A 23,837-nucleotide genomic window follows, 5' to 3' on the forward strand; every position below is an offset into this window, starting at 1 on the left:
TCGATTGTGCGGCAAATGTTTTTCGAAAATGCTTCAACATCGCGTGGCGCCGACATCAGCCCGTTTGTTTCGTTTATCAATTCAACAACACCGTTTACACTGTTACTCACAACCGGACGGCCGCAGCAAAAACTTTCAATTATTATGCAGGGAAGATTTTCGGCATTTGAAGGGTGAACAAGAAAATCACATTCCTGAAGATAGCCGCCTATTTCCTTTTTTGTTCTCTTCCCAAGAAATTCTATTTTTATATCAAAATTATTTGTTTTCAGATATTCTTTTACTTCTTCAATGTATTTACCTATTCCAACAAATTTTATTTCAATTCGTTTTTGATATTTCTTGGGTAGCAGCTTATATGCATCAAAAAACAAAATGGGATTTTTTGGACCATCCCAAACGGCAGCCATCAGAATCCTGATTTTATCGTCCTTTATTATTTTCGGAGAATATTGAAATACTTTGTTTGCTACATTTGGAATTGGAATAATCTTTTTTTTATCAACATTGTATTCATTAATCAGAATACTTCCAAGTTGTTTTGAAACAGGCATTACGTACTTTAATTCAGGTGCTTTAAACCACTCCCTTATTTCATCTTTCTCCTGAGCTATCTGCTTTTCGGGTAATTTGTATATTCCCGTGTGATAAAATGAACTATGTTCGGTAACAACAAAGGGAACTCCTTTAAGCTGTTTCAGGTTAAACATGTCTTTTGTGGTGTTGGTGTGAACGTTGAGATGGCAAATGTCAATACTGGCGGTATTCTTTATTTTTGCAATTAAAATATTGTAAGCTAATTTTATTGACTTTTCGTAAATCCCGAATCTTCGGAGCGGACAATAAATCAGGGCATTATAAACCGTTAAATTGTTTTTTTCTTCTTTTGTGATTTTTATGCTGAAAGGAAAATGTTTCCAGCTTTTTCTAAAATCAACCCTTACATCAAAAACATTGGAATATAAAGCAGCTGCTTCTGCATGTTCACGCATGAAATTTCCGCATTCGAGCCACCATCCTTCAACAAAAAGTATGTTCATAGTAAATTTAACAGTTAGTAGTCAGTAGGAAAACCAGACATTAGTTTAAACTGATGTAAGATGTACAAAGTACGATTTTCTCACATCCTACTTCATTCTTCTTACTTCGATTTTTGTTAATACAGCATAATTATTTCAGCAAAAATATAAAAGATAATTTATTGAAAAAACTTTAATTGTAAATATGCAGTGTTGTGCCACTTAGAGAAGTATGGTATTCTTTTAACGGAGCAGTGGCAGGTTTCTGATTAACCGAACCGTCTGTCAGTATAAACTTTGAGCCACAACAACTATCAACTGCAATTATTCCCGAAGATTCAACAGTTACCCTGCAACTACTTGATGGTTTATAAGTACAAGTTCTGTCATAAGCCTTGTATTCATCATTAGTTCTTTTGTAAATAATTATACCATTATTATAAGCTCCACCAGTAATATAAACCCAACCACCAATAGAACCTAATGCCGTGTAATCAACAGAATTCAATTCTAAAGTAAAATCTACCGACACATTCGGAACAGTCTCGTTTTTTTTACAGTTTGATGAAAATAAAATAAAAACTATTGTTATTAAAATGATTCTGGAAAAATGAAGTAATTTCATTTATATTAATAATTTTTTCTAATAAACAAAATTAAGAATAATAACGAAGTAAATTAAAATTTATTTTCATTTGGAAGCATAACAATTAAAAAGTCGTAAGTATTCAGTCGTAAGTCGTAAGAAAAGTAAGTAAATAATAACGATAGCAATTAAACAATTCAGCAATTTAACAATAAAACAGAACAATAACCTAAACCGTTTATAATTTCAAAAAAATTCAAAATATATTGATTGGTTTTATTTAAAATTAATAATTTCATTAACTTTGCAATGTAATTCAGTTTTCAACATGAGTGAGCAAATAAAACATGAATGTGGTATAGCTCTGATAAGGCTTCTTAAACCTCTTGAGTATTATCAGAAAAAATATGGAACGGTTCTTTATGGATTGAACAAAATGTATCTCCTCATGGAAAAGCAACACAACAGAGGTCAGGATGGTGCCGGTGTTGCCTGCATAAAATTTGATGTTGAGTCGGGAAGCGAATACATTAACCGCTTACGGTCAAATTCCTCTTCTCCCATTAAAGATATTTTTGATGAAATATATTCCAATTTTGAACAGTTAAATAATAAATCACCCGAATTATTAAGTGATGCAAAGTGGCTTAAAAAAAATATTCCTTTTATAGCAGAACTTTACCTTGGTCACCTGCGTTACGGGACATTCGGAAAAAACAGCAAAAAAGATTGTCATCCTTTGCTCAGACAGAACAACTGGTTAACACGAAACCTTGTTATTGCCGGAAATTTCAATCTTACAAATGTTGATGAACTTTTTGATATTCTTGTTCAGAAAGGACAACATCCTTTTGAAAAATCTGATACAACTACAATTCTTGAAAAAATAGGTCATTTCCTTGATAAAGAAGTTGAAAAAACATTCAGGAAGTTTAAAGAAAAAGGTCTTGATAATATTGCAATAACAAATAAAATTTCCGAAGAACTTGATATTTTAAATATTTTAAAGGGTTCGTGCAAGAAGTGGGACGGAGGATATGTGATAGCCGGTTTATTCGGACATGGTGATGCATTTGTTATCCGCGACCCGTCGGGTATTCGTCCTGCATTTTATTATAATGATGATGAAGTTGTTGTTGTAACTTCGGAACGACCGGCAATTCAAACTGCATTTAATGTTCATTTTAAAAATGTGAAAGAATTAAGTCCTGGAAATGCTTTAATTATTAAAAAAGATGGACGTGTAATCAAACAAATATTTAAGGAACCTACGGAAAGAAAGGCATGTTCATTTGAACGCATATATTTTTCAAGAGGTACCGATGCACAGATTTATCAGGAAAGAAAAATGCTCGGTAAGCTGCTGAGCAAGTATGTTCTCAATGCCGTTAATAACGATCTTGAAAACACCGTATTTTCATTTATTCCCAATACTGCCGAAGTGGCTTTCTATGGCTTGATTGAAGGCGTTGAAGATTTCTGCAATGAAATTAAAAAAGAAGAAATTTTTAAAGCCGGAAATAATTTAACAAAAAGTAAACTTCACGAATTGCTGAAAATTCATCCGAGAGTTGAAAAAATTGCCGTGAAAGATGTTAAGCTAAGAACTTTTATAACTCAGGATAATCAGCGCGAAGACCTTGCCGCCCACGTTTATGATGTTACTTACGGAATTGTACGCGACCACATTGACACACTTGTTGTAATGGATGACTCTATAGTTCGGGGTACAACTTTAAAACAAAGTATTATCAGAATTCTTGACCGGTTAAATCCTAAAAAAATAATAGTTGTTTCGTCGGCTCCGCAAATCCGCTATCCCGATTGTTATGGAATTGACATGGCAAAACTCGGCGATTTTGTTGCTTTTCAGGCAGCAATTATGTTGCTTAAAGAAAGAGAGCAGGAAAAAATAATTGATGAGGTTTATAAAAAAGCAAAAGCTCAGGAAAAACTTCCGAAAGAGAAAATAAAAAATGTTGTAAAGCAAATTTATGAACCATTTTCATCTAAAGAAATTTCACAAAAAATAACCGAAATAGTAAAACCAGAAAACTTAAAAGCCGAATTGCAGATTATTTATCAGTCAATAGATAATTTACATCTGGCTTCACCCAACAATCAGGGTGATTGGTATTTTACCGGCGAATACCCCACACCCGGTGGAAACAAAGTTGCAAACCGTTCTTTTATTAACTATATTGAAGGAAGAAACGAAAGAGCATACTGAAAAATTAATAATTAATAGCGAATAATGAATAATTTTTTTGTATGTTTTTATCTCATACTTCTTATCTTTATACTTCATAAATTTTATTATTTAATTAAAAAAACAAAAAAATCATGAACAGAATAAACAAAAAAATCGCAGCAATAATTGTAATATTTTTATGTATTACATTAAGTAGTTTTATTAATTATCCGGCATCTGATAAATCGATAGTGGGAACTGAAATTGGTAATATGGCACCTGAGTTGAAATTTGAAGGAGTTGACGGAAAAATTTTATCTCTTTCTTCATTAAAGGGGAAAATAGTATTGGTTGATTTCTGGGCTTCGTGGTGCAGACCTTGTCGAATGGAAAACCCTAATTTAGTGGCTACATATAATAAATTCAAAGACAAAAAATTTAAAAATGCTAAAGGTTTTGAAATATTCAGTGTTTCACTTGATATGGATAAAAACGCGTGGATTACTACTATTAAAAGCGATAACCTTATTTGGCAATATCATGTCAGCGATTTAAAAGGATGGTATTCCGAAGCAGCAAAAATTTATGGAGTAGGTTCAATTCCTACAAATTTTCTTCTCGATGCGAAAGGAATAATTATTGCAAAGGGCTTGCGCGGCGGCAACCTTGATTATGAACTAAGCAAGCTGGTGAAATAAAGTTTTCGGTTTATAGTTTTCAGTTAAAAAAATTAAACATTAGTATGATATTTAGAGTTTTTTATATTCTGATTTTATTTATTTTCTCTGCATTTGGCTCAATTGCTCAGGATATTAATTATGCTAGAAAAATAATTGATACACTTTGTTCCGAATCAATGCACGGCAGAGGATTTGTAAATGATGGCGATAAAATTGCCGCAAATTACATCAAAGACAGATATTCTGAAGCAAAACTCAAATTTTTTACTGATGATTATTTTCAATATTTCACTGTTTCGCTTAATGTTTTGCCAAAAAAAATATTTTTTAAAATAAATAATAATGAATTGGTTCCTGCTGTTGATTATCTTGTTTCATCAGCATCACCTTCAACTAAAGGAACATTTAAAGTTGTTACATTAAATAAAGATGTAATTTCAAACGAACAGAAATTTGAAAAATTCAAGAGTAATAATTTTTATGATAAGGTTTTAATTGTTGACAGAAAAGGTGTTGAAGACACCGTTCAAAGAGAACTTTTTGATGCGTTAAAGTATTATAATATTTTTAAAGCAAAAGGAATTATAAACATTGTTGACGGAAAACTATCATGGCGGCTCTCTGATGCAATTCAAAAAGCTGATTATTTTACAATAAATTTATTAAGAGAAAAATATATTGACACTGTTAAAGAGGTTACAGTTGACATTAACAGCAGTTATTATAAAAATTATAAAACACAAAATGTAATAGGATACATTTCCGGAAAATCAAAACCAGATTCATTCATTGTATTTACTGCTCATTATGACCATCTCGGACAGATGGGCGAAAATGTATATTTTCCGGGAGCAAATGATAATGCATGCGGAGTTGCTGCATCACTTGATTTAGCAAAGTTTTATTCAAAACCCGAAAATCAGCAGGAATATTCCGTTGCTTTCATCGCATTTAGCGGTGAAGAAACCGGACTTTTCGGCTCAAAGTATTTTTGCGAAAATCCTTTGTTCCCACTTGATAAAATAAAGTTTCTCATCAATCTCGATGTTATCGGTACAGGCGAAGATGGAATAACTGTTGTAAATGGAACAAAATTCGAAAAAGAATTTAATGCAATTGTTAAAATTAATGATGAAAAAAAATATTTTAAAACCGTTAATAAACGCGGAGAAGCAGCAAACAGCGACCATTATTATTTTTATAAAAACGGAGTGAAAGCAGTATTTATATATACAATGGGCGGAAAAGTTGAAGGGCATAGTATAAATGATAATCCCGGAAAATTACCTATGACAAAGTATAATGAGCTTTTTAAACTTATAACCGAATTTGTTTCTACTTTCTAACTTATTTTTTTTCATTCTTTGTGATAATTTAGCTTACTTTGTGATATAAAATATTTTTTAATGTCTTTGCAAAAAACAGCAGTAATAATTTTAAACTGGAATGGAAAAGTTTTTCTCGAAAAATTTTTACCTGCTGTTGTTAAATACAGCTCTGGTATTGCCGAAATAATAATTGCCGACAATAGCTCAAAAGATGATTCAATAAATTTTCTTGAAACAAATTTTCCTGAAGTCAGAATTATTGAATTTAAAGAAAATTTCGGTTTTTCAAAAGGATATAACGAAGCACTTAAAAATGTTACTGCCGATTATTTTGTGCTGCTGAACACCGATATTGAAGTTACAGAAAACTGGCTCCAGCCGGTAATTAAAATGATGGAAAATGATAAAAATATCGGAGCATGTCAGCCAAAATTATTATCATACAACGACAAGAAAAAATTTGAATATGCAGGTGGCGCTGGAGGGTACATTGATAAGTTCGGTTATCCGTTTTGCAGAGGAAGAATTTTTCAAAATATTGAAGAAGATAAAAGTCAATATAATGATGCAGTTGAAATTTTTTGGGCAACCGGTGCATGTATGTTTGTGAGAGCCGATTTGTTCAGAGTTATTGGAGGACTCGATGACGATTTTTTTGCACACATGGAAGAAATAGATTTTTGCTGGCGTTTGAAAAATGCCGGCTATAAAATAATGTACTGCCCCGATTCTGTGGTTTATCACGTTGGAGGGGGTACATTACCGAAAAATAATTCACGCAAAACATATCTGAATTTCAGAAACAATCTTTCATTGCTTTACAAAAATCTTCCTGAAAATAAATTTCACAGAATATTTTTATTGCGATTTATTTTAGATGGCATTGCCGCTTTTCGTTTTTTAGCCGAAGGACATATTTTAGATTTTATTGCAGTTGCAAAAGCTCATTTTTCATTTTATTTTTCAATACGAAAACTTGATAAAAAAAGAAAACTCATGAGCCACCGTAAAGTAAGTTGCATTTATCAAAGAAATATTGTTTGGGATTATTTTGTAAATAAAATAAAACTCTTCACGCAATTAAATTCATCTGATTTTTCAAAATAAAAATTACTTTACCGCAGAGACGCTAGGGTTTTAAAATAAATATTTTATTTTTGCGATTCAGCGTATTAGCGGTTATAAATAAAACTTTTGAAATATCCTATTTTAATATTTTTTAGCAAATCAATTCAGATTTCTTATTTTTGCATTCCCAAAACTTAAAGAGTGAAAGATTTTTTAAAAAATATTTCTGCAAAAGTTTTAGAAAAAATAAAATCTTTTCGCAAAAAAGATAAGCCGAAGCTGCCGCTAAAAAAGCGAATTCTTAGATATGTTATTTATTTTTTCGTATTTTTATTTTTATATTTTGGTTGCGTTGACCTCAATATTCTGTGGCTTTTCGGAAGGTCGCCGAAAATGCGTGAACTCAAAAATCCCAAACTTAATGTTGCCTCCGAATTATATTCAGCCGACGGAAAATTAATAGGAAAATTTTTTAACGAAAATCGAACCCCTGTCAAATATAAACAAATTTCACCTATTTTAATTAAAGCATTAATTGCAACCGAAGACAACAGATTTTATGAACATTCCGGAATTGACTTCAAAGCACTTCTTTCTGTTTTCTGGTCAATAATGAAAGGTGATGCACGCGGAGGCAGTACTATTACACAGCAATTAGTAAAAAACTTATTCAAAACCAGAGCAAATTATTCGAGAGGTTTATTCGGATATATTCCTTTTGTTAAAACAATTATTTATAAAACAAAAGAATGGATAACGGCAGTTAAAATTGAAGCAAACTTCAAAAAAGAAGAAATTCTTACGATGTATTTCAACACCGTTGACTTCGGAAGCAACGCCTACGGGATAAAAACAGCAGCAAAAACTTTTTTTAACACAACTCCCGATAACTTAAATGCCGAACAATCAGCTTTGCTTGTGGGTATTTTAAAGGCACCAACATTTTACAGTCCGATTATGAATCCCGAAAATGCTTTGAAAAGAAGAAATATAGTTCTCCGACAAATGCTGAAATACGCTATAATTAATCAGAAAGAACATGATAAATATGTTACACTTCCGATTTTACTCGATTACAAAGTTGAAAATAATTACGACGGAAATGCTTCATATTTCAGGGAAGCCGTTTATAATTCACTCAAAGAATGGCTGAAGGAAAATAATTACGATTTATATGCAGATGGCTTGAAAATTTATTCAACTATAGATTCAAAATTACAGCAATACGCCGAAGCAGCAGTGGCTGAGCACATGAAGAAATTGCAAAAAAAATTCAATCAACATTGGGAAGATAAAAACCCGTGGATTGATGGAAGAGGCAATGAAATAAGCGGTTTTATTGAAAATGTAGCAAGGGAAACAAGCACTTACAAATATCTTTCAATAAAATATAAAAATAATAAGGATTCTGTAAATTATTATATGAACAAACCTCATAGGATGAGAGTTTTTACTTGGAAAGGTGAAAGAGATACAACGCTCAGTCCGATGGATTCAATAAGATACTATAAAAAATTTCTTCATGCAGGCTTTTTTACAATCGACCCTTTTACAAGTTTCATTAAAACATGGGTTGGTGATATTAATTTTAAATATTTTAAATACGACCATGTAAAGCAATCGAAGCGTCAACCCGGTTCAACATTTAAAGCATTTGTTTATGCGGCAGCGTTGGAAAACGGATTCGGTCCTTGCGACAAAATGATTGACAAACCCGTAATAGTTAATTATGTTGAAAAAGGTCAAAAGAAAACATGGACTCCACATAACGCCGATGGTGTATTTACAGGCGAAGAAGTTACTCTGAAATATGCTTTTGCAAAATCAATCAATTGCATTGCCGTTCAGGTTATGCAGGAAATAGGATGGAAAAAGGTAATTGAATATGCACATAAACTCGGAATAAAAACTCCTTTAGCTGATGTTCCTTCTGTATGTCTTGGCTCATGCGATGTTTCGCTTTATGAACTTGTTAATGCATTTTGTCCTTTTATAAATGAAGGATATTATATCGAGCCGGTTTTGGTTACAAAAATTACAGATAAAAACGGAAAGGTTTTATATGAATATAAAGAAAATAAAAAGCGTGTTCTGACTGAAGAAACTGCTTTTCTGATGCAGGAAATGCTGAGAGGTGGATTACATGAGCCCGGTGGAACCACACAGGCATTGTTTGAATATGATTTATTCAAAGATTGGCGAAATGATTTCGGCGGAAAAACAGGTACTTCTACAAATTATTCCGACGGATGGTTTATCGGTGTTACAAAAAACCTTATTTCCGGCTCATGGGTTGGCGGCGAACAAAGATGCATTCATTTTAGAAATCCCGAAAACGGAGAAGGATGCCATACAGCATTGCCTATTTACGGAATTTTTATGGAAAAAGTTTTTAAAGATAATAAATTTGATTACGTGAAAGGACAATTTCCAAAGCCAAAAATTAAAATTTCAAAATCATACACCTGCCATACACGTATTGAAAAACTTGATAGCATAGGAGCTGCCAAAGATACTATTAAAACTTCCGGAGATTTGGGAGAGTAAAGAAATAAGTACTTCGAGTACTTCAAATACTTAAAGCTATAAAAAAGATACATTTTAATATAGAGATTCTTTTTTCTTTTTAATCAATATTTACTGGAAAAAGTTTTCGGTTTGTAGTTTGTTTATAAGTTTCTTTAAATTAAATAAATTTATGTATATTTGTTAATTCAATTCTGTATGGAATTTTGTGTTTTTATTTATAACAAACAATTTTATACATACCAACTAAAATTATTAATATGCAATCCCTTAAAGATATTTCTGTTGACGTTATAAAAGGACTACCTGATACTTGCTCCATTGAAGAGATTATGTATCAGATTGATATTGTTGCTAATGTTATTGATGGTCTTAATGATATTGAAAAAGGCAAAACTATTTCTACTGAAGAACTTTTAAAAAGAGTTGATAAATGGCAACAAAAATAGAATGGTCTGAAAAATCCGTCAGTAATTTAAATCATATATACGATTTTATTGCTAAAGATTCTCCTACTTATGCTAAACGTTTTGTTAAAAGTTTAATAGAAACTACCGAAAAACAACTTTTTAAATTTCCTCTTATCGGCAGACCTGCGCCTGAGTTTCAGAATACTCCTGTTAATTTCCTTAAAGAAGTTATGTACAAAGGATATAGAATTATTTATCTGCATTCAGATTCTTCTGAGAAAATTTGTATAATTGCTGTTATTAATGGCAGGCAGGATATAATTAAAAATGTGAAGCCGGATTGGGTTTTATAATTTTTTTTGCTATTATACCTAATAAAAAAAGAAAACTTCTTTCCTTATTATCTTTTATTTTCTTCAAAATTCATTATTTATATTCGATATTTTTTAAATCTGTGAATTAAGCGAAGCGTTCTCATGAGCACCTTTAAAAATGAATGTTCGCAAATAATCTGTGGTTATTTTATTATTCTTTCTTTTGGTGGATTGAAGTATCCATACACAAGTTTCGGAAATTCTTTTTTTAATTCATTCATTATATTTTTTATTCCGAGAATTTCTGTAGTTTCTTTTATGCCAACCTTTTCCATATACCAATCGGGGTCAATATTAAAATTGCGCCACTGAATCATTGAAGCATTGGTGTATTTTAATATTTTTTTTAATTCCTCAAATTCATCAACAGAATCGGTAATTCCGGGAAAAGTAAAATAATTTATCGAAACCCACTTTTTGTATTTTCTTCCTATTTTCATTGATTCAATTACATCTTCGAAAGAATAATTTTTAGGTAAATAATATATATTATATAATTCTTTTTGCGAACTGTTCAAACTTACACGAATACTGTCTAATCCAGCTTTAAAAAGCTCATCAACTGTATCGGGTTTGCTGCCGTTTGTGTTCAAATTTATAATTCCCTTATCGGTTTTTTTTCGTATTTCTTTTATTGCATCACGAATTACTTTCCACACAAGCAATGGCTCGCCTTCGCAGCCCTGTCCGAAACTAACAATTGGTTTGGGTGCATTTTCAAGATGTGGCACAGCTATTTCAACAATTTCATCAACTGTAGGAACAAATTCTATTCTGTTTTGCGTAGATTTTATTTTATTTTCTTTCGGCTGATATGAAATGCAACCAAGACAATTTGAATTGCATGAAGGGGAAGTTGGCAGAGGCATTTCCCATCGTTTTAAAAAATAATTTCGTGCAGCAGGACAAAAATAAACTGTTGCACAATGTCCAATATGCGTCAGTAAACGATTTTTCGGATTTGCCTTTAGCATTTGCTTTGCATTGCGTATTACAATTTTCTGATTGAATTGCTCACAATCCTGCCTTATATCATCATCGATTCTTATTGCGGTTGTATAAAATTTATTGTCGAGCCAGCCGATTGCGGTGTATGCATATAAAGGAAGAATGACCGCATCATTATTTTTTTCGTAAGCAGAAAAATAAAGTTGTGTATATGCAGGGGCAACAAAAGCGGCAACAGCAGAACCTTTGCTACATATTTCAAATTTATTTGTTTTTGGATTGAAGCCAATTGGTTTTCTTTCGGGCAATTGAAAAAAATCACTTCCATCGGGAAGTTCAATAAAATCTTCGGGTTTTAATTTTAATATTTTTTTCCCTGCTTTGCCAACTGCCTCCATATTTTTATCTTCAAATAAATTTCCCTTCTCATCACTGAAAAGTAAATACGGAACTTTGCGTGGATGTTTGTTTTTCATTGACATATATTGCAAATATAAAAAATTAAAATCGTATCCGATTTTTCTTTACTTTTGAAGTTAATTTTGTAATTAGAAAGAGAAATGAAAATAAAAATTGTCTCCAAATCAAAGCACAACCTTCCTGAATATGAAACAGGAGCATCCGCAGGAATGGACTTAAGAGCAAATATTGACGAGTCGGTTTTATTAAAACCTTTAGAACGGGCTTTAATTCCTACGGGTTTATTTATTGAACTGCCGGTTGGATATGAAGCACAGGTGCGTCCAAGAAGCGGACTTGCATTTAAAAAAGGAGTTACCGTTTTAAATACTCCCGGAACTATTGATGCCGATTATCGCGGTGAAATAAAAGTTATTTTAGTAAATTTATCAAACGAAAATTATTCAGTTGAGAATGGCGAAAGAGTGGCGCAGATGATAATTTCATCACACGAAAAAGCTGAATGGCTCAAGGTTGAAGAACTTGAGGAAACAAAACGGGGAGCAGGCGGGTTCGGACACACAGGAGTTAAATAAATTAATAATTAATAAATAATAATTAATGAAGATTATAATTCCAATGGCGGGGATGGGGAAAAGAATGCGTCCTCATACTCTTACAATACCAAAGCCATTAATACCGATTGCAGGAAAGCCCATAATACAACATCTGGTTGAAGATTTATCAAAAGTATGCAAGGAAAAAATTGAAGAAATAGCTTTTGTTACAGGTTTTTTTGGTGATGATGTTGAACAGGACTTGCTTAGAATTGCAAAAAACGCAGGTTCTAAAGGCAAAATTTTTTATCAGGAAAATGCACTCGGTACGGCACATGCGGTTCTTTGTGCTGAAAAAATACTCGAAGGAAAAATTATTGTTGCTTTTGCAGATACCTTATTTAAAGCTAATTTTGCAATAGATGATTCTTATGACGGAACGGTATGGGTTCATAAAGTCAGCAATCCAAGTGCTTTCGGCGTTGTAAAAATAAACAACGAAAATATTATCACAGACTTTATCGAGAAACCTAAAACTTTCGTTTCCGACCTTGCAATTATCGGGATTTATTATTTTAAAGATGGTGAAAATCTTAAAAAAGAATTACAACATCTTGTTAACAGCAACATTCAAAAAGAAGGTGAATTCCAGCTTACCGATGCTTTGCAGAATATGACAAAAAATGGAAAAAAATTAACTGTCGGCAAGATTGATGAATGGCTAGATTGCGGAAATAAAAATGCTACGGTTTATACAAATCAGCGAATTCTTGGATTGAAAAAAAACGAAAACCTTGTTTCTAAAAATATTATTGTAAATAATTCTCTGATAATAAAACCGTGCTATATAGGAGAAGAAGTTGAACTTGCAAATTCAATTATAGGTCCTTATGTTTCCATTGGTAATGGTACAAAAATAAGCAACTCTTTAATTGCAAACAGCATCATTCAGGAAAATGCAGTAATTGAAAATGCAAACATTGATAATTCAATGATTGGAAGTTATGTTGAATATCAGGGAAACAGAAATAATCTTAACATTGGCGATTATACTTCAATTACACAGGACTTGTAAATTAATTAATAAATAATAATTTTTAAAATAAATCACATTAGATAGTGTTTGTCCATAAAGTAGAGAATTTATAAACATGCATTAAATTATTGAATAAAACATGAGCAACAAATTTTTTTCTTTTTTTAAAATTCAGATTTTGGTTATTGTCTGCTTGTGTTTCACTATTTCGTCATGCAAGATTTTTAAACATACTGAAAAACCTTTATCAGAAATATCACAACAACAGCAGCAAGAATTTAATTCAAACTTTTTTAATGCAACAAAAGAAAGATTGCTTGGCAATAATGAGAATGCTGTAAAATATTACAATCAATGCCTGAGGATTGACAACAATAATGCGGAAGTTTTGTATGAGTGTGCAAACCTATTTTTTAAAAACCATCAATTAAAGGAAGCACTTCTTTATTCAAAAAAATCAGTAGAAAACGACGATAAAAATATATGGTATAAATTACTTTTATCCGACATTTACACAAAGACCGGAAAATATCAAGATGCAGCTGATTTATGTGAAAAAATTACAGCAATGCAACCCAACAATCTGAATTATTATTTCGATTGGATTAATAATCTCACTTTTGCCGGAAAATATAATGATGCTATTAAAGTTTGTAACAAAGTTCAGGATAAATTCGGAATACTCGAAGAACTTTCTTTTCAGAAAGAAAAACTTTACCTTCAAATGAAAAAGCTTGATATGGCGATGAAAGAAATCGAAACATTAATACAAAAATATCCCAAAGAAATAAAATATTACGGAATTCTCGCTGAGTTGTATCTGATGGATAATAAAAAAACGGAAGCATTCGAATTATACAAAAAAATGCTCGAAATAGAACCCGACAACGGAATGGTTCATATTTCTATAGCAAACTATTATCAAAATATCGGGGAAAAAGAAAAAGCATTCGAAGAAATTAAACTTGCGTTTGCCAATGGTAATCTTAATATTGATGCTAAAGTCAAGATTCTGCTTGACTATTATGCTTTTTCTGAAAAAGATACATCGCTGAAAAATCAGGCGTTTCAGCTTTTAAAAATATTGGTTGAAGTACATCCTGAAAATGCAAAAGCACATTCCATATACGGCGATTTTTTGTATAGGGATAAAAAAACAGAAGAATCAAAAAAAGAATTTCTGAAAGTAGTTTCCCTCGACAGCAGCAAGTACGTGGTATGGGAACAATTAATAATAATTGATAATGAATTAAAAGATTATACGTCACTTGAAAAAACATGTTTAACAATAATAGAGCTTTTCCCTAACCAGCCGGTGCCATACATCTATTGTGGCATGGCAAGAATGTTTATGAAAAAATACGATGTTGCAATTGAAATATTGAAGAAAGGAAAAGATTATGCAGGAGCAAACAAGCAAATGCTTTCCGAATTTTTTTCAATGCTCGGTGAAGCATATAACGAAACAAAAGATTACTATGCATCCGATAAATCTTACGAAAAATGTCTTGAGGTTGACCCTAAAAATGCCGGTGCTCTCAACAACTACAGTTACTTTCTTGTTTTAAGAAATAAGAATCTGGAAAAAGCAGAAGAGATGGCAAAAAAAGCCAATACTCTGAGCCCCGATAATTCTGCTTATGAGGATACTTACGGCTGGGTCTTATATAAAAAACAAAATTATAACGAAGCAAAAAAATGGCTCGAAAAAGCCATGAATCATGATGGTGGTAATGACCCTGTGATGTTGGAACATTATGGAGATATTTTATATAAACTCGGTGAAGCCGAAAAATCTTTGGAATATTGGAATAAAGCAAAATCAAAAGGAAAAGGTTCCGATTTGCTTGATAAAAAAATACAGGAAAAAAAATTAATTGAGGAGTAAGTTTGATATATGATTAAATTAATAAAAAGTTTTTTAGTAATATTTTTTGGCTTGATTGTTTTATCATGTCATACTTCAAAGAAAATTATAATTAACGAGAAAAAAGTAGAAACTCCTATTGATACTGTAAAAACAAAACCTGCTGAAGACCCCACAGTATTCCTGTTTAATAAATTACAAAGCAACCAATTCAAATATAAATGGATAAATGCAAAATTCAATGCTTCTGCAACAATTGATAAAAAAGAAATATCCTTTAACGGCAATCTGAAAATACGCTGCGACAGTGCTATATGGTTCTCTTTGTCGGCAATGGGGATTGAAGTTACGCGAATTTTAATTTCCAATGATTCCCTGAAATATATTTATAGATTAAAGTCAAAGTATTTTGTCGGTGATTTTAAGTATTTGAATCAGTTGTTTAACACCGACCTTGATTATGACATGCTTGAGTCATTCCTTACAGGCAACGATTTCAGATATTATGAAAACGATAAATTCAAATCATCTATATCAAAAGATAATTATTTGCTTTGGACGGTTGGCAGACGCAAATTAAAAAAATCAAAAACTGATACCGACCCTTCACGGCTTTTTATTGAAGATATATGGCTTAATCCCGAAAATTACAAAATCATAAAACATTTTATAAATGAATTCAAGCAGGGAAGAAAGCTTGAAGTAGAATATTCGGATTTTAGAAGTGTTGACGGGCAGATTTTCCCATTTAAAATGAATTTTGATATTAATGCTGAGAAAAAAATAAATATCAAAATAAATTTTACGAAATTTGTTGTTGATGAGCCGCAAACATTTCCATTCAATATTCCTGATAGTTTTAATAAAATAATAAAATAATTTTTTTATGCTGCATCAGAACAGAATAAGGTTTGGTTTTATATTAATCTTACTTTGTTTATTATTTTTTTTTAATACCCTGAATTTATCATATTCTCAAAGCAAAGACAAATTACAGAAAGATAAAAGTAAAATTGAAAAAGATATTGAATATACAAACAAGCTTCTCAAGGAAACAAAAAAGAACAAACAAATTTCGCTCAGCCAGTTGATGATTCTTAATAATAAAATAAGCATGCGCGAAGATTTAATTGAAGCTCTGAGCGAAGATATTACAGGATTGGATAATAAAATATTAAGCACTTCGTCAATAATAAAAAATCTGGAACAACAACTTCATGGATTAAAAGATGAATATGCACAAATGATTTATTATGCCAATAAAAACAGAAGCTCATACAATATTTTACTTTTTATTTTTTCTGCAAAAGATTTTAATCAGGCATATAAACGACTTAAATATATGCAGCAATACAGCAAATATCGAAAAGAGCAAGCTGAGATGATTATTAAAACCGAAATGAAACTTTCACAAAAAGTTTCGGAATTGAAAGAGAAAAAAAACAGTAAGGAAACAATACTGAAAAATAAAGAAACCGAAAAAGAAAAATTGTCAAGGGAAAAAGAGGAAAAAAATATTGCAGTAAAAAAACTTAAAGTAAAAGAAAAGGAACTTATTGCTACATTGAAAGAAAAAGAAAAAGCAGCTAAGAAACTTCAACGAGCTATTGAGTCTATTATTGCTGAAGAAATAAGAAAATCAACGGAAGTGAAAAAAGCAAAAAAAGTTAAGGATAAGATTAAGGTTAAGGATAAGGAAGAAAAAAATGTTAATTCAATATATGAATTAACTCCCGAAGAGCAGATTATTTCAGATGATTTTGCAAACAACAAGGGGAAATTGCCATGGCCATCGGAAAAAGGAGTTATAGTAAGCTCTTTCGGTTCGCACCCGCATCTTGTATTGCCGAATGTTAAAATTAATAATAACGGTATTGATATAGGTACAAATCAGGGAGCGACATGCAGGGCAATATTCAGTGGAAAAGTTACGGGCATTGTTTCAATTCCCGGAGCGAATAAAGCCGTAATTGTCCGACACGGCAACTACCTGACTGTTTATTCAAACTTGTTCGAGGTTTATGTTAAAATGGGCGAAAATATAAAAACAAAACAAAACATAGGTAAAATATATACCGACCCAAGCGATTCAAAAACCGAACTTCATTTCGAAATATGGAATGGCAAAAAAACTCTTGACCCTTCATTGTGGATTAGTAGGAAATAATAGTCATTTGTCAATAGTCGTTAGTAAAAACTTCGAAGTTTATTATTCGATGTTTGATTTATTTATCTTTGTATTTTCAAAATCTTTGCCATGAGAATTCTTTCTGCAAAACAAATCAAAGAGGCCGATGCATATACGATAACAAACGAGCCGGTAGAATCCATTGACTTGATGGAACGTGCCGCAAAGGCATGTTCGGGGTGGCTCACAGATAACTTCAATAAAAATTATAAAATAAAAATATTCTGCGGATGCGGAAATAATGGAGGTGATGGATTGGCTGTTGCCCGCCTTTTATCTGCAAAAAAATATAATGTTGAGGTTTTTATTATTAAACATTCCGACAAGTTTTCGGATGATTTTAAAATAAATGAACAACGTTTGAAAAAAATCAAAACAGTTAAAATAACCGCCATTTCATCAAAAGAACAAATTAAAAATTTTAAATGTGAACAAAAGTGCGTTATTATTGATGCAATTTTCGGTTCGGGTTTATCCAAACCTGTTGAGGGATTAGCTGCCGATGTTATTTATATAATGAATAAAACAGAAGCAGTGAAAATTGCAATTGATGTTCCATCGGGTTTATTTTGTGAAGATAATTCAAAAAATATTTTTAATAATATTTTTAAAGCCGACTATACTCTCACTTTTGAATTGCCGAAATTATCTTTTATGTTTCCGGAAAATGCCGAATACATTGGCGATTTTGTGGTGTTGCCTATCGGCTTAAATTCTGATTTTATAAATAAAGCAGAAACGCAAAATTTTATTTTAACATTTGGAGATGTAATACCTAATCTTAAAAAACGTAAGAAATTTGCACATAAAGGAAATTTCGGACATGCTTTGCTTTTATCGGGAAGTTATGGAAAAATTGGTGCCGCTGTGCTGGCTTCAAAAGCATGTTTACGCACCGGTGTGGGATTGCTGACCGCACATATTCCGAAGTGCGGCTATAACATTTTGCAAACCGCTATTCCCGAAACAATGCTCGACATTGATGAAAATGAAAATATTATTTCATCTTTTATTGATATTTCGAAATATTCTGCCGTTGGTATTGGTCCCGGAATAGGCACTGAAAAAGAAACTCAAAGCGCTTTAAAGCTGATAATTCAGAATGCAAGCTGGCCATTGGTTTTTGATGCAGATGCAATAAACATTATTGCCGAAAATAAAACTTGGCTTTCATTTTTACCATTGAATTGCATATTCACTCCCCATCCGCGTGAGTTCGAACGATTATGCGGAAAGCCAAAAAATGAAGTAGAACGCCAGCAAATACAACGCGATTTTACGTATAAACATCAGGCATACCTTGTTTTAAAAGGCGCGCACACTTCCATAACCTGTCCCGATGGAAATATTTATTATAATTCTACGGGAAATCCAGGAATGGCTACAGCCGGCAGCGGTGATGTGTTGACAGGAATGATTTTATCATTGGTGGCTCAAGGATATTCTTCAAAGGAAGCATGCATTATCGGAGTTTATCTGCATGGGCTGGCAGGTGATATTGCAGCCGAAGAAACCGGCTATGAATCTCTCATAGCAGGTGACATTATCGAAAATATCGGGATGGCATTTAAAATGCTGAAATAAATATAATTTGTTCGTTAACAAAAAATGATTATATTTGTAACTTAACCAATTAATTTAAATAATTTTTATGAACATTTTTATTGGAAGTCTTCCTTATAGTTTAGAAGAATCTAAACTGGGGGAGTATTTTGAAAACTACGGTGAAGTTTCCTCAGTTAAAATCATTACTGATAAATTCACAGGAAGAAGTAAAGGTTTTGGATTTGTTGAAATGCCAGATGATGAGCTAGCTCAAAAAGCAATTGATGAATTAAATGGTACTGAAATCCAGGGACGTTCTATTGTTGTTAATAAAGCGGAAGAGAAAAAAGAAAGAACCGGAGGAAGCGATTCCAGAAGAGGAAATGACCGCGGAGGTTACAATAAAGGCGGTTATAATAAAGGAAATAGCAGAGACGGTAACAGACGATCTAGTTATTAAGGATTTTTCAGGTATTTGAATCCCTTTTAATCAGAAAAGTTTATTAATTCTAATTAATCCCGACAACTAAGTTAGTCAGGATTGGTTCTGTTATTTTATTAACGAAATCAGAAAATGTTTTATTTTATCGAATTTTGTTAGTATACTGCTGTATTTTATTTTTCTATCTCACCGCCGCTACATTTCCCAGCACTTATCATTATAGAACCAAAACTTTATTCAATAATAATCTTACTTGTTTTTACAAACCTGCTGTTTATCAATTTTACAAAATAAATTCCCTTTGAATAATTTGTAATATTTACAGGCATTATAAAATTATCATTACAAACAACTCTTTTAGAAAGAACAATCTGTCCGTTTAGATTTTGCATTTCAATAAGTAAATCACTTTCAATTTTAATATCGGTTAATATTTTTACATAAAAAACATTTATACATGGATTAGGAAAAATGGAAATATTTATTTTATCGATAAGTTTTTCTTTCACAAAATCAACACCACCATCAGTGGTTTTAAGTATTAGTCCGTTGTTTCCTACAACATATCCCGTATCGGGATTAAGGAAGAACAATGAATTTATATGGCTTGATGTATTTGAAATCTGACTGCTCCAGCTTGCATCATTTGATGACTTGAATATAACACCGTTGTTACCGACAGTATAGCATTTCCCGTTTTGGTAACAAAAAATACCATTCAGATTTTCATTAGTAAAATTAATTAATGAATCCCAGTCGCTGCCTGCGTTTGTGGTTTTATATATTTTCCCGTTGTTTCCTGCAATATAGCAAATACTATCGTTTATTAATGATAAACTATTTAACGTATTGGTTGTATTTAATGTGCCGGTTACCCAGAAATTTCCGCCATCGGTAGTTTTAATAATTGTTCCGTTAATGCCAACAGCATAGCCGGTATTATTACGAAAAGAAACAGCTTTTAAAATATAAATAGAAGGGGATAAAACGTAAGTCCAATTGTTGCCGCTATCCGTGGATTTAAGAATAATTCCGTTGTCACCAACGGCAATGCCGGTGGAAGAATTAATGAAATGCAAACTGTTCAACCGGCAATTGTAAGCATTTGAAATTGTTATCCATGTACTTCCGGCATTTGTTGTTTTTAAAATTATTCCACTGTCGCCAACCATGTATCCGTTTGTTAAATCCGTAAAATAAAGAGCATTAAAATATTTATTTTGCGGAGTGGACAATGCTTTCCATGAATTTCCGCCATCGGTTGTTTTAATTACTATTCCACTGTAGTCTGTAATATATCCCGTAGAAATGTTATTAAAAAAAACAGAATTGAAATTATACAGCATCGACAGGGAAATGTCGTTCCACTGTGCATTAACGTTGCTCATTTGAAGCAATAAAAAGAATGAGAATAAATAAAGAAATTTGATTTTTTTCATGTGTATATTTTTTTCATTCAATGTTCAGAGTTCAATTTTTTATGCTTTACGCCTTATTTTTCTTATTACTTACGCCTAAATTCTTACGACTTTTTCGTTTTAATCTTGTTTATAAAATTCGCCAATAATTTTAAATTCAACTCTTCTGTTTTGTTGTCTTCCTTGCGGATTATCGGTTCCGTCAATATTCGTATTTGGAGCTAAGGGATTTGTTTTTCCACATCCTTTCGGAATTAAAAGCTTTTCACTGATTCCCTTATCAACAAGATACTGTACGACACTATTGGCGCGATTTTGCGATAAAATCAGATTATATTGTTCGTCGCCTATACTGTCTGAATATGCCGCTATTTCTACAATTGCATTTGGTAATTTTTTAAGAATGCTTACAAGATAATTTAATTCTTCCATCGATTCGGCTGTTAATGTTGCTTTATCAAATTCGAAATAAATATTTTTCAGTGAATATGTTTTATTTTGTTCCGGTTTTTTCTTGAGGTTAAAATTCAACTTATAATTTTCAAGCTTGGTTAATCCTGTTGTGTTTATGCTGTATTGTTCATCAAAATATCCTTCTTCCGATACATTAAGCTGATAATTTGTATTAGGTTTTAATTTGAGAATAAATTCTTCATTGCTTAAAATCGAATCGGTTGATAAAATAGAAACCGTGTCGGTAATAACTGAGAGAGTGATTACGGAATTCGTAGGCACCTTTGAATCGGAATGTTGTTCAAATACTTTTCCTGTAATGACAAATTCGTTATTATTAAGATATTGAAATTTATAAATATCATCACAGCATGTATTTCCTTCGTCGGTTGTATCATTTACAGCACGATTAGAACTAAAAAAACCCTCTTTGTTTTTTTCAGTGCCTGAGTTTATCAAAATATAATAAAAATCATCAACGCTTGAATTTATAGGACAACCGATATTCACAGCATCTTTCCATTTCGAAAGCGAACCATTAGAACTGAAAACATCAAGACCTCCTATGCTTTTCAATCCGTCGGAACTGAAATATAATGTTTCGTTTTTTTCGTCATAAAAAGGAGTGATTTCATTTCCGGGAGTGTTTATTTTTGTGCCGGAGTTCACCACTTCGGAATAATTATTCTTATTAGTTATGATAGAGTACCAGATATCATAACCACCGTTTCCGCCAGGTCTGTCGGAAGAAAAATATAAAATTTCCTGAGTGCTGTCACTTGCACTAATTGAAATGTTTGGTTGTGTGGTTGAATATCCGGGATAATTAATTACATCAGGTAGTTTGACGGGCTCCTGCCATTTAAGGTTTTTAAATTCGCTTACATATAAATTACATATTGTTTTTGAATTATCATCGGTTTTACAACGTGTAAAATAAAATCTTTTTTTATCGGCTGAAAAAGTTCCATTGGCAGTATGTGCTTTTTCGCTGTTTAAAGTACTGTCAAATTCTTTTTTTAAAATATATTTTCCGTTATCATTTTTTTCGGCAAGATATAATTTTGTTTTGGGTAAACATAAATTATTATTTTCGGAACTGTTGAGCCGCAGAGATGAAAAAATAAGTTTGGTGCTGTCGAATGGTATTGCTGCGAAATCGGAATTTTCCCTGTTTATGCTTGTATCAAGATGCTCAATGATGACAGCGGATGAGTCAATACTTGCTGCTAAAGCAAATTCACAATCTTTAATTTCTTTCTTAACGAGTTTTTTATAATACTGTGCATCCTGACCTTTATATGTTTTAGAGAACTCTGAAAAAGCATTTATTGCCGCTTTGTAATTTCCGTTATATTTCATCATTGAAGCGTATTTAAATTTTGCAAGCGGGTATGCATTGGGGTCAGAAAAGCAGGTTTCTTTATACCATATTTCCGCCTTTTTGTACTTGCGGAGATTGTAATATGACTCTGCAATGTTGTATGAAATATATGCTTTGTTGGGTTCAGTTTCGTAAATTTTAAGATACAAGTCAACCGCAGCATTGTAATTCCCGTTAGTAAAAGCATAATCAGCAAGGCGGATAGTTTTAAATTTATTTGCTTTATTCTTTTTATTAAAATTGAAAAGTTGTGCTGACGCATTGGAAAAGCAAAACGTTAAAACAAATAATATAAAAAATATATGTATTTTATTTTTGAGCATTTTTACAATCTTATACAAGGTATTGAAAATGGAATTTTATTTTTTCCTGATAAAAATTTATCGGTATAAATTATTGAAAATTCAAAACCTCCATTGAAATTAGTTGCCGGATGCAGCTTTGAATTATTAATATCATAGCTAACGCAGACATCCCATTTTTCATATTTAATTCCTGTAATTACAATTATTGCATCTGATGTGCGATAAGCGGCGCCAATTGTAAAATTCAAAAAAACTCCGTTAGTGGTTTTAAAGATATATTCCAATCTGCTGCCAAGATTCAATTCTTTGGCTTTATTCTGCATAATAAATAATATATCTGGTTTTATATTTATTTTTTCGTTAATGACTTTTTTCGCATTGAAGTATAATCCAAATAATAATGGCATTGGTGCAATATTTCCCGATAACGATTCATTGGGCTTTGTTATGTGATGTACGGAAAATCCTCCGTTAATATTTAGATTACCGGGCTTTTGCAATTGGTAGGAAATCCCCGAACTCATATCGAATTTACTGATGTTAAAATTCAAAGTGTTTTCTCCGCTTTGAATATTTGTGTTGAAATCACCAGCTAAATACTGACTTTCGAAAGATAATTTCGTAAAATCAATTTTCTTCTGAAAAAAACCGGCTTGAAATCCTATTGATATTGAATGTTCTTTTTTTGCATCAAGTTTTTTGCAATATGATGTGCTTAACATAAACTGGAAATTACTCAAATGACCTTCACCGCTTCTGTCGTTAATAATTATCAGTCCTGCACCTATAGCATCATCTTTTAACCGGTCCTCAAGAAATTTTGAATCGAAAGAAATGGAGGAAGTTATATAAGGAACGGAAATGCTGTTCCATTGATTTCTGTAATTAGTAATAGCTCTCATGTTTCCATCAATATTTCCTGTGAGGGCTGGATTTAAAGACAGGGGAGAGTTATAAAATTGTGAAAAATGAATATCCTGACAAAAAATAAAATCAGAAACAAGCAATAAAAATAATAATAATATTTTATTTGCATAGGGCATAGGGCATAGGGCATGGGGCGTACAGCTATATGTCAGCAATATTTTCTTAACTTTAAACATTAAACTATTT

The 23,837-nt window shown here is 31.8% G+C and carries 20 protein-coding genes; 14 read left to right on the plus strand and 6 right to left on the minus strand.

Going from position 1 to position 23,837, the window contains the following annotated elements; translation table 11 throughout:
• Together WC223_05635 and WC223_05640 are read right to left on the minus strand one after the other, a co-directional pair.
• Positions 1-1,040: glycosyltransferase family 4 protein (locus tag WC223_05635; GenBank protein MFA6923719.1), on the minus strand; the 1,040-nt coding region annotated here is incomplete at its 3' end.
• A 172-nt stretch (positions 1,041-1,212) separates the two neighbouring features.
• Positions 1,213-1,644, minus strand: a complete 432-nt coding sequence (locus WC223_05640; protein MFA6923720.1) for a hypothetical protein — start codon at positions 1,642-1,644, stop codon at positions 1,213-1,215.
• A 289-nt stretch (positions 1,645-1,933) separates the two neighbouring features.
• Between WC223_05640 and WC223_05645 the strand changes: the two genes are divergently transcribed.
• From WC223_05645 to WC223_05675, 7 genes are all read left to right on the plus strand, one after another.
• Positions 1,934-3,835: an amidophosphoribosyltransferase gene (locus WC223_05645; protein MFA6923721.1), complete on the plus strand. Its 1,902-nt coding sequence runs from the start codon at positions 1,934-1,936 to the stop codon at positions 3,833-3,835.
• 113 nt (positions 3,836-3,948) lie between these two features.
• Complete coding sequence (locus tag WC223_05650; protein MFA6923722.1) at positions 3,949-4,494, plus strand: TlpA disulfide reductase family protein; 546 nt, start codon at positions 3,949-3,951, stop codon at positions 4,492-4,494.
• Positions 4,495-4,538: 44 nt separating this feature from the next.
• Positions 4,539-5,822 (plus strand): M20/M25/M40 family metallo-hydrolase, encoded by a 1,284-nt coding sequence (locus tag WC223_05655; protein ID MFA6923723.1) that lies wholly within the window; start codon positions 4,539-4,541, stop codon positions 5,820-5,822.
• 60 nt (positions 5,823-5,882) lie between these two features.
• Positions 5,883-6,911: a glycosyltransferase family 2 protein gene (locus WC223_05660; protein MFA6923724.1), complete on the plus strand. Its 1,029-nt coding sequence runs from the start codon at positions 5,883-5,885 to the stop codon at positions 6,909-6,911.
• 162 nt (positions 6,912-7,073) lie between these two features.
• Positions 7,074-9,419 carry a transglycosylase domain-containing protein gene (locus WC223_05665; protein ID MFA6923725.1) on the plus strand — a complete coding sequence of 782 codons (2,346 nt, stop codon included), beginning with the start codon at positions 7,074-7,076 and terminating at the stop codon, positions 9,417-9,419.
• A gap of 239 nt (positions 9,420-9,658) precedes the next feature.
• Positions 9,659-9,847 (plus strand): hypothetical protein, encoded by a 189-nt coding sequence (locus tag WC223_05670; protein ID MFA6923726.1) that lies wholly within the window; start codon positions 9,659-9,661, stop codon positions 9,845-9,847.
• Positions 9,832-10,161, plus strand: a complete 330-nt coding sequence (locus WC223_05675; protein ID MFA6923727.1) for a type II toxin-antitoxin system RelE/ParE family toxin — start codon at positions 9,832-9,834, stop codon at positions 10,159-10,161. Before WC223_05670 ends, WC223_05675 begins: the two co-directional genes overlap by 16 nt.
• A 164-nt stretch (positions 10,162-10,325) precedes the next feature.
• On the opposite strand, the gene WC223_05680 is transcribed toward WC223_05675, so the two are convergent.
• The gene (locus tag WC223_05680) at positions 10,326-11,606 is read right to left on the minus strand and encodes a radical SAM protein (protein ID MFA6923728.1); all 1,281 of its coding nucleotides are present in this window, start codon (positions 11,604-11,606) and stop codon (positions 10,326-10,328) included.
• Between the two features lie 84 nt (positions 11,607-11,690).
• Between WC223_05680 and dut the strand changes: the two genes are divergently transcribed.
• The 7 genes from dut (at position 11,691) to WC223_05715 (ending at position 19,182) form a co-directional block, all read left to right on the plus strand.
• A complete protein-coding gene (dut, locus tag WC223_05685; GenBank protein ID MFA6923729.1) occupies positions 11,691-12,125 on the plus strand; it encodes a dUTP diphosphatase in 435 nt (144 codons plus the stop codon).
• Between the two features lie 25 nt (positions 12,126-12,150).
• Complete coding sequence (locus WC223_05690; GenBank protein MFA6923730.1) at positions 12,151-13,161, plus strand: sugar phosphate nucleotidyltransferase; 1,011 nt, start codon at positions 12,151-12,153, stop codon at positions 13,159-13,161.
• Positions 13,162-13,261: 100 nt separating this feature from the next.
• Positions 13,262-15,010, plus strand: a complete 1,749-nt coding sequence (locus tag WC223_05695; GenBank protein MFA6923731.1) for a tetratricopeptide repeat protein — start codon at positions 13,262-13,264, stop codon at positions 15,008-15,010.
• Between the two features lie 9 nt (positions 15,011-15,019).
• Positions 15,020-15,868: a DUF4292 domain-containing protein gene (locus WC223_05700; GenBank protein ID MFA6923732.1), complete on the plus strand. Its 849-nt coding sequence runs from the start codon at positions 15,020-15,022 to the stop codon at positions 15,866-15,868.
• Between the two features lie 7 nt (positions 15,869-15,875).
• Positions 15,876-17,156 carry a peptidoglycan DD-metalloendopeptidase family protein gene (locus WC223_05705; GenBank protein ID MFA6923733.1) on the plus strand — a complete coding sequence of 427 codons (1,281 nt, stop codon included), beginning with the start codon at positions 15,876-15,878 and terminating at the stop codon, positions 17,154-17,156.
• Between the two features lie 90 nt (positions 17,157-17,246).
• Positions 17,247-18,761, plus strand: coding sequence for an NAD(P)H-hydrate dehydratase (locus WC223_05710; GenBank protein ID MFA6923734.1), 1,515 nt, complete (start codon positions 17,247-17,249; stop codon positions 18,759-18,761).
• Between the two features lie 67 nt (positions 18,762-18,828).
• Positions 18,829-19,182, plus strand: coding sequence for an RNA-binding protein (locus tag WC223_05715; protein MFA6923735.1), 354 nt, complete (start codon positions 18,829-18,831; stop codon positions 19,180-19,182).
• Positions 19,183-19,397: 215 nt separating this feature from the next.
• Here WC223_05715 and WC223_05720 read toward each other — a convergent pair whose 3' ends face one another.
• The 3 genes from WC223_05720 to WC223_05730 all read right to left on the minus strand — a co-directional run bounded on the left by WC223_05720 (position 19,398) and on the right by WC223_05730 (position 23,827).
• On the minus strand, positions 19,398-20,603 hold the full coding sequence (locus WC223_05720; protein MFA6923736.1) for a YCF48-related protein: 1,206 nt from the start codon (positions 20,601-20,603) through the stop codon (positions 19,398-19,400).
• Positions 20,604-20,702: 99 nt separating this feature from the next.
• Complete coding sequence (locus WC223_05725; GenBank protein ID MFA6923737.1) at positions 20,703-22,742, minus strand: OmpA family protein; 2,040 nt, start codon at positions 22,740-22,742, stop codon at positions 20,703-20,705.
• 2 nt (positions 22,743-22,744) lie between these two features.
• A complete protein-coding gene (locus tag WC223_05730) occupies positions 22,745-23,827 on the minus strand; it encodes a PorP/SprF family type IX secretion system membrane protein (protein MFA6923738.1) in 1,083 nt (360 codons plus the stop codon).
• Positions 23,828-23,837 lie beyond the last annotated feature (10 nt).

The sequence above is a fragment of the Bacteroidales bacterium genome, from assembly GCA_041671145.1.
Lineage (GTDB): Bacteria > Bacteroidota > Bacteroidia > Bacteroidales > JAHJDW01 > JAQUPB01.

Coding starts and splice junctions, on each gene's coding strand:
- WC223_05640 (MFA6923720.1), bottom strand. CDS start 1,644: ATGAAATTACTTCATTTTTCCAGAATCATTTTAATAACAATAGTTTTT.
- WC223_05645 (MFA6923721.1), top strand. CDS start 1,934: ATGAGTGAGCAAATAAAACATGAATGTGGTATAGCTCTGATAAGGCTT.
- WC223_05650 (MFA6923722.1), top strand. CDS start 3,949: ATGAACAGAATAAACAAAAAAATCGCAGCAATAATTGTAATATTTTTA.
- WC223_05655 (MFA6923723.1), top strand. CDS start 4,539: ATGATATTTAGAGTTTTTTATATTCTGATTTTATTTATTTTCTCTGCA.
- WC223_05660 (MFA6923724.1), top strand. CDS start 5,883: ATGTCTTTGCAAAAAACAGCAGTAATAATTTTAAACTGGAATGGAAAA.
- WC223_05670 (MFA6923726.1), top strand. CDS start 9,659: ATGCAATCCCTTAAAGATATTTCTGTTGACGTTATAAAAGGACTACCT.
- WC223_05675 (MFA6923727.1), top strand. CDS start 9,832: ATGGCAACAAAAATAGAATGGTCTGAAAAATCCGTCAGTAATTTAAAT.
- WC223_05680 (MFA6923728.1), bottom strand. CDS start 11,606: ATGAAAAACAAACATCCACGCAAAGTTCCGTATTTACTTTTCAGTGAT.
- dut (MFA6923729.1), top strand. CDS start 11,691: ATGAAAATAAAAATTGTCTCCAAATCAAAGCACAACCTTCCTGAATAT.
- WC223_05690 (MFA6923730.1), top strand. CDS start 12,151: ATGAAGATTATAATTCCAATGGCGGGGATGGGGAAAAGAATGCGTCCT.
- WC223_05695 (MFA6923731.1), top strand. CDS start 13,262: ATGAGCAACAAATTTTTTTCTTTTTTTAAAATTCAGATTTTGGTTATT.
- WC223_05700 (MFA6923732.1), top strand. CDS start 15,020: ATGATTAAATTAATAAAAAGTTTTTTAGTAATATTTTTTGGCTTGATT.
- WC223_05705 (MFA6923733.1), top strand. CDS start 15,876: ATGCTGCATCAGAACAGAATAAGGTTTGGTTTTATATTAATCTTACTT.
- WC223_05710 (MFA6923734.1), top strand. CDS start 17,247: ATGAGAATTCTTTCTGCAAAACAAATCAAAGAGGCCGATGCATATACG.
- WC223_05715 (MFA6923735.1), top strand. CDS start 18,829: ATGAACATTTTTATTGGAAGTCTTCCTTATAGTTTAGAAGAATCTAAA.
- WC223_05720 (MFA6923736.1), bottom strand. CDS start 20,603: ATGAAAAAAATCAAATTTCTTTATTTATTCTCATTCTTTTTATTGCTT.
- WC223_05725 (MFA6923737.1), bottom strand. CDS start 22,742: ATGCTCAAAAATAAAATACATATATTTTTTATATTATTTGTTTTAACG.
- WC223_05730 (MFA6923738.1), bottom strand. CDS start 23,827: ATGTTTAAAGTTAAGAAAATATTGCTGACATATAGCTGTACGCCCCAT.